Annotated in this window: 5 protein-coding genes and 1 pseudogene; 2 read left to right on the top strand and 4 right to left on the bottom strand. The window is 39.2% G+C overall.

The window, feature by feature from the left end; all coding sequences use genetic code 11:
* The first annotated feature begins 167 nt into the window (after positions 1-167).
* A complete protein-coding gene (locus AB5123_RS13835; protein ID WP_038672710.1) occupies positions 168-785 on the top strand; it encodes a hypothetical protein in 618 nt (205 codons plus the stop codon).
* 19 nt (positions 786-804) lie between these two features.
* Here the strand turns inward: AB5123_RS13835 and AB5123_RS13830 are convergent, their stop codons facing one another.
* The 3 genes and pseudogenes from AB5123_RS13830 to AB5123_RS13820 form a co-directional block, all read right to left on the bottom strand.
* The gene (locus AB5123_RS13830; RefSeq protein WP_038672712.1) at positions 805-987 is read right to left on the bottom strand and encodes a hypothetical protein; all 183 of its coding nucleotides are present in this window, start codon (positions 985-987) and stop codon (positions 805-807) included.
* Positions 984-1,310 (bottom strand): annotated as a pseudogene (locus AB5123_RS13825) (hypothetical protein). Before AB5123_RS13825 ends, AB5123_RS13830 begins: the two are co-directional and overlap by 4 nt.
* A 46-nt stretch (positions 1,311-1,356) precedes the next feature.
* Entirely contained in the window at positions 1,357-1,644 is a 288-nt protein-coding gene (locus AB5123_RS13820) for a tyrosine-type recombinase/integrase (protein ID WP_038672715.1), read from the bottom strand.
* Positions 1,645-1,962: 318 nt separating this feature from the next.
* Here AB5123_RS13820 and AB5123_RS13815 point away from each other — a divergent pair, with 318 nt between their 5' ends.
* A complete protein-coding gene (locus tag AB5123_RS13815) occupies positions 1,963-2,433 on the top strand; it encodes a DUF2798 domain-containing protein (protein WP_038672717.1) in 471 nt (156 codons plus the stop codon).
* A 517-nt stretch (positions 2,434-2,950) separates the two neighbouring features.
* Here the strand turns inward: AB5123_RS13815 and guaA are convergent.
* Positions 2,951-4,486, bottom strand: coding sequence for a glutamine-hydrolyzing GMP synthase (guaA, locus tag AB5123_RS13810; RefSeq protein ID WP_117905269.1), 1,536 nt, complete (start codon positions 4,484-4,486; stop codon positions 2,951-2,953).
* Positions 4,487-4,662: the final 176 nt, after the last annotated feature.

The raw sequence follows: 4,662 nt of genomic DNA, 5'->3' as shown, positions 1-4,662 counted from the left end.
CTTTATTTTATCAGATTTTTGTCTATCTCTCTTTTCTTTTTTCTTAATTTTGTCCAATATCTATTGTAGCACTACATACCTATATCTGATTCAAATCATTATTTGATTGACTTTATTTAGATTATGTGGTATAATTTTAACAATCAATAAAACATTAGGAGATTAATATGAATGACACTTTTCTAAAAATCGAATCCATTAGTTTAGCAGTCTTTGCCATAGGATCATTATTATTTATAATTGTAATAGTGGTTTCCTCTGCAATATCAGCCAAACGTGCTGAAAAGAAATTTCAAAAATCCGCCAGAGGTATTTTGGGAAGCGAGGCTGAACTCAAAAATATGGTTGAAAGCTTTAGAGAGATATTCACCACATATTCTACATCAATGGGATGTTATCTTACGATTATCCAGTTGATAGAACGTTTGATAACTAACTTTCATGATCCAAAACATCAACTTCCACCTGAAAAGAATGAACTACAAATAGCAAGATTACGGGAAATTTTGAAGACATTTAAGGAGGAACTGATTTACAATGACGAAAAACTAAATGCTGTTATTAATCAATTAGAAAATGACAATTTAAAAAATGAAATCAAATCATTATTTCGATGTATTAACTCGTATAATGATGGAAGACTATTTGAGAAAGATCAAGAAATATCAAAATTAAAAAATAAGATGAAAAAGGATAAAAAGTTAAAAATTATATCATTCTTTTTTGGTTTGATAGGTTTCATATCTTCGGTAATAACCATTGTAAATTTTGTAGGATTAAAATAAACAATGACTCCTTTTAGCTTCATTCTTTTGTCTGTGCCTGCATTTCCTGTTCATACTGCATCTGAGCCTCGAACATTTCCTCGGCTGTGGGGTTGAAATTCTCCCCGTAATCTGGTATAATATCAGTAGTAACATTTGGTGACTGCCCGACCTCTGTGCCAACAGAGGTCATAGGGGCGGTCATTTCTCTTTCTTCGGTCATTCTCTATCTCCTTTCAGACCATTCAGAGTTGTTGTAATGAGCTGTATCGTGGACAGCAGCTCATCGTTCACGGCAGAGCCGTTCTTGATTCTTTTCAGCTCGCTGAGGACTTCGGCAAGCTGATTTTTCAGAGCCTTGTATACTCTCGGATTGCCCTGCACTACCACATCACGGCACAGCAGCCGCTTCACGATGTAGTCCTATTTGGTCAGTCCTGAAAGTGCCACTGCTGAATTTATCAGCTTTTCTTCTTCGGAAGATACCCTAAATGCTATCGTCTGGGAACGAAAGCGGTTATGATTGTCGTTGTTTTTTGTTGACATATTATGCTCCTCTCCTGAGCTTGTCCAAATCATTGGCAATGCTCTTTTATACATCATAAAATAGATGACCGTAAATATCTTGTGTTGTCTTAACTGACTTATGACCTACTCGTTTTGACACCTCAAATATGTCATACTTCTTGCTTATAAGAAGCGAAACGTGCGAATGACGCAAGCCGTGAATTGTTATTCGTTTTAGTCCTGCTTCATCTGAAAGCAAGTGAAAATTGTTTGCCAACTTCGATTTTGATATTTGGAATATCCTTTGCTCTCTTGTAGGCTCGTATTGCAAACCAATGTACTCTTTGAGTTCATCACAGAAAAAAGCAGGCATACTGACTTTTCTAACAGAACTTAGCGTTTTAGGTGGTGACTTTGAAGAATGTCAGACGATTTTTTATAAAATCAAAAAAGAAACACTGACCGTTATAGTCATTGCTTAGTGCTAGTTATTCTGCAAAGCTTTCTCAAAGATCCCACAGAACTTTTTTACTTTTCATTTATATTTTCATGCAAAATCCCTATGACATTGAACCCCAATACTTGATATAATAAATATGACATAAAATGTCGTTTATCCATTGTCAGACGGATAGGCGACATTTTTGTGTTTATACGAAATTTTTTATTATTTTTATAAGGAGGGCTTACTATGCCAAAAACAAAATTTCAGGAATTCATTTTTACCCTTATCACATCCGGCTGTATGATTTTTATCATGGGCGTTTATAATGTCGCCATCCACACCGGCGAACTTCAGGCTGCTACCTTCAAACACGCACTGCATTCTTTCCCATTGGAATGGTTCATCGGGCTTCTCTGTGCATTCTTCATTGCCACCAAAACGTCCAAATACTTCGCATTCCGCGTGGCAAAACCAACTGACCGACCAATCTTCATCATCCTCTGCATCCAGACTTTCACAGTCTGTACAATGGTGCCGCTTATGAGCCTGCTTGGAACCATCGAATCCTCAGGAATCACTTCGAACCTGATTTTTATCTGGCTCCAGACCATTTGTCTAAATTTCATTATGGCTTACCCACTGCAGATCTTAGTTGTTGGTTCGTTCTGCCGCTTCATATTCCGTCACCTGTTCGCCTCCACCAACCAAGGAAATTAATCTAAAGTCGAATACGAAACGGAACAGCAGGGATTTGCAGAATAATCTATTGATAATACCGTATACTATAGTGCCTCCTGTGAGTTATCTATTTGCACACAGGAGGTCTTATCATTTATTTTTCCATATTTCTATTTTCAAATGTAACTACCTTTTGTTCAATCAATTTGTTTTTAGAATTATAAGGGAAGCAACAATTTCGTTTCTTTCTTTTGCACTTAAATATATATGGTTTTTTTCTGCTTTCATACTATCCACCTCGCTGTTTTTATCTGATTTGATGATATATTAAAAAGGGAATTTTATCAAATATGCAAAAAAGGCTTCTGCCCAAAGCAGGGCAAAAGCCTTAAAATTATGCGATTTTTAGGTTTAGTTGCAAGCCAAGGGGGACTATTTCATCTGCCCGAAAACACGTTTTTGAAAAAAAGTGTTGCAAAAACGGTTGTTCAAAAAGTGCCAAGTCCCGAGACCCGCATAAATACTGGGCTTTTCGGCACATCTAAACCAAAGGGAACTATTCCCACTCCACCGTTCCCGGTGGCTTTGAGGTTATATCGTAAACTACTCTGTTTACATGGTCTACTTCGTTTGTTATCCTGTTGGATATTCTTGCGAGAACATCGTATGGTATCTTTGCCCAATCGGCTGTCATGAAGTCGTCTGTTGTTACGGCTCTGATAGCTATAAGGTGGTCATAGGTTCTGTGGTCGCCCATTACGCCTACTGTCTGGACGTTCGGGAGAACTGCAAAGAACTGGCTCAGGCTGCTTTCAATTCCGCTTTTCTTGATCTCGTCACGGAAAACGGCGTCTGCTTCCTGCAACACCTTTATCTTATCCTCTGTTATCTCACCGATTATTCTTACGCCAAGTCCTGGACCTGGGAATGGCTGACGCCATACAAGCTCCTTTGGTATGCCGAGCTTTTCGCCGACTTTTCTTACCTCATCTTTGAAAAGATCGCCAAGCGGCTCTATAACGCCGTCAAAGTTGATGTCCTCAGGCATTTTCACCTGATTATGGTGAGTTTTTATTGTAGCAGCGTCGCCCTTTCCGCTTTCGATTCGGTCAGGATAGATAGTACCCTGTGCGAAAAATCCGCCGTCTGCCTCTTCTCTGATCTTATCCCAGAATACCTTATAGAACTCTGTTCCGATAGTCTTTCTCTTTTCCTCTGGATCTGTTATGCCTTTGAGCTTTTCAAGAAACTGCTTCTGACAGTTTACTCTTACAAATCTCATATCGAAAAGTCTTGTGAAAGTTTCCTCAACAAAGTCGCCCTCGTCTTTTCTCATAAGGCCCTGATCTACGAACACACAGGTGAGCTGTTTGCCCACTGCACGGCTGATAAGTCCTGCGGCAACTGATGAGTCAACTCCGCCTGAAAGTCCCAAAACTACTTTCTTATCGCCTATCTGCTCTTTAAGCTTTGCAACTGTGTTCTCGATAAAGTTATCCATTACCCAATCGCCTTTACAGCCGCAGACCTCATAGAGAAAGTTTTTCAAAATGACGTTACCATACTCACTGTGAGTTACCTCAGGGTGGAACTGAACGGCATATATCTTCTTCTCTGCATTCTCCATTGACGCACATGGGCAATCATCTGAATGGGAAGTGATAACAAAGCCCTCAGGTGCTTCGCTGACATAGTCGGTATGGCTCATCCATACGATATTCTTATCAGGAACGTCCTTGAAAAGCTTGCTCTCTGCGGAGGCTGTTATCTCTATCTTGCCATACTCGCTCTTTTTACAGCTTTCTACCTTTCCACCGCTCATCCATGAAATAAGCTGACAGCCGTAGCAGATGCCGAGGACTGGTATGCCAAGGTCAAGTATAGCCTTGTCATAATGCGGGGAAGTCATATCATAAACGGAGTTTGGTCCGCCTGTGAAGATTATGCCCTTATAGCCTGCTGCTTTTATTTCTTCAAGTGGAGTTTCAAAGCTTTTTATCTCTGCATAAACGTGGTGATCTCTCACACGTCTTGCGATAAGCTGATTGTACTGTCCGCCAAAGTCAAGCACCAGTATCTTCTCATGTGACATATATTTACCTCTTTTCCTTATGTTTTTTGAAATACATAAATATTATAACACGTTGCCGTCCCTTTTTCAAGAGCAATTTACACACTCTTTGAAGCATGGGTGTAGTGCTACAATAGATATTGGACAAAATTAAGAAAAAAGAAAAGAGAGATAGGCAAAAATCTGATAAAATAAAG

It is taken from the genome of Ruminococcus sp. RTP21204st1_B2_RTP21204_210225 (assembly GCF_040914135.1).
GTDB lineage: Bacteria > Bacillota > Clostridia > Oscillospirales > Ruminococcaceae > Hominimerdicola > Hominimerdicola aceti.
The sequence above is the reverse complement of the archived record's forward strand: the minus strand, read 5'-3'. Positions and strand labels throughout refer to the sequence as shown.